The organism is Helicobacter pylori (genome assembly GCF_017594925.1).
GTDB classification, from domain to species: domain Bacteria; phylum Campylobacterota; class Campylobacteria; order Campylobacterales; family Helicobacteraceae; genus Helicobacter; species Helicobacter pylori_DP.
The window spans coordinates 1-2,109 of sequence record NZ_JAALNT010000037.1; the positions used below are offsets into that span (position 1 = coordinate 1).

The 2,109-nt window shown below is 45.0% G+C and carries 1 rRNA gene; it reads right to left on the minus strand.

Features of this window, described 5'->3' with window-relative positions:
* Positions 1–94: 94 nt before the first annotated feature.
* Positions 95–1,597, minus strand: a 16S ribosomal RNA gene (locus tag G6069_RS07815).
* Positions 1,598–2,109 lie beyond the last annotated feature (512 nt).

A 2,109-nucleotide genomic window follows, 5' to 3' on the forward strand; every position in this document is an offset into this window, starting at 1 on the left:
AAGCCCAATCTTTCAAAACTAAGCAACAAGAAGTTCTTTTGTCAGGTAATACTCTTTGGCTTTTAACAAGCGAATGTTAAAAGCTTTTCTCTAGAAAGGAGGTGATCCAACCGCAGGTTCACCTACGGTTACCTTGTTACGACTTCACCCCAGTCGCTGTGTGTGCCGTGGGCAGTAGCTAATTTAGCATCCTGACTTAAGGCAAACACAACTCCCATGGTGTGACGGGCGGTGAGTACAAGACCCGGGAACGTATTCACCGCAACATGGCTGATTTGCGATTACTAGCGATTCCAGCTTCATGCAGGCGAGTTGCAGCCTACAATCCGAACTGAGAGGCGTTTTGAAGATTGGCTCCACTTCGCAGTATTGCTTCTCTTTGTGCACCCCATTGTAGCACGTGTGTAGCCCTAGGCGTAAGGGCCATGATGACTTGACGTCGTCCCCACCTTCCTCCTCCTTACGGAGGCAGTATCCTTAGAGTTCTCAGCATAACCTGTTAGCAACTAAGAAAGGGGGTTGCGCTCGTTGCGGGACTTAACCCAACATCTCACGACACGAGCTGACGACAGCCGTGCAGCACCTGTTTTCAAGGTCTAGCAAGCTAGACACTCCACTATTTCTAGCGGATTCTCTCAATGTCAAGCCTAGGTAAGGTTCTTCGTGTATCTTCGAATTAAACCACATGCTCCACCGCTTGTGCGGGTCCCCGTCTATTCCTTTGAGTTTTAATCTTGCGACCGTACTCCCCAGGCGGGATGCTTAATGCGTTAGCTGCATTACTGGAGAGACTAAGCCCTCCAACAACTAGCATCCATCGTTTAGGGCGTGGACTACCAGGGTATCTAATCCTGTTTGCTCCCCACGCTTTCGCGCAATCAGCGTCAGTAATGTTCCAGCAGGTCGCCTTCGCAATGAGTATTCCTCTTGATCTCTACGGATTTTACCCCTACACCAAGAATTCCACCTACCTCTCCCACACTCTAGAATAGTAGTTTCAAATGCAGTTCTATGGTTAAGCCATAGGATTTCACACCTGACTGACTATCCCGCCTACGCGCTCTTTACGCCCAGTGATTCCGAGTAACGCTTGCACCCTCCGTATTACCGCGGCTGCTGGCACGGAGTTAGCCGGTGCTTATTCGTTAGATACCGTCATTATCTTCTCTAACAAAAGGAGTTTACAATCCTAAAACCTTCATCCTCCACGCGGCGTTGCTGCTTCAGGGTTTCCCCCATTGAGCAATATTCCCTACTGCTGCCTCCCGTAGGAGTCTGGACCGTGTCTCAGTTCCAGTGTGTCCGTTCACCCTCTCAGGCCGGATACCCGTCATAGCCTTGGTAAGCCATTACCTTACCAACAAGCTGATAGGACATAGGCTGATCTCTTAGCGATAAATCTTTCCCCCGTAGGGAGTATCTGGTATTAATCATCGTTTCCAATGGCTATCCCAAACTAAGAGGCACATGACCTATGCGTTACTCACCCGTGCGCCACTAATCCACTTCTAGCAAGCTAGAAGCTTCATCGTTCGACTTGCATGTATTAGGCACGCCGCCAGCGTTCACTCTGAGCCAGGATCAAACTCTCCATAAAAGTGTTTGTCCTAAAGCTCTTTTTGTTTTTTGATAGGCTGTTGTTATTCCTAACAACAGCTTTAGCGTATCACAAGAACTCGTTTTATACTTTATTGAATAAAACGGGTTGTGTTCTTAAGTATTACAACAACAAAACAGAAAGAAACTTTTTAAAAAGGTTAGCCAAACGCTAACCTGAATAAAATACTCTCATGCCATTCAGTCATTAATTATAATTGATTATAATTGATCATAATGATATAATCATCATAACCAATGGAATTGACTAGCACTAGTTGGATAAGAATTCTCTATCAAAGAATGGGAGTTATAAAAACCCCCATGTCTACTTGATAAGTCATTGCTTATTGTTTTAGAATATCCCTTTAAAAAGAACTTCTATCAATTTGCTTAGTTTTCAAAGATCGTTTGCTTTATCAGCTATCCTTGTAAGTTAGCGGCTTTTTAAAAAGCCCTTGCTGAAACAAGGAAATGAAAGTATAGTCATAGAAAGCTTAAGGTTTGCTTAAA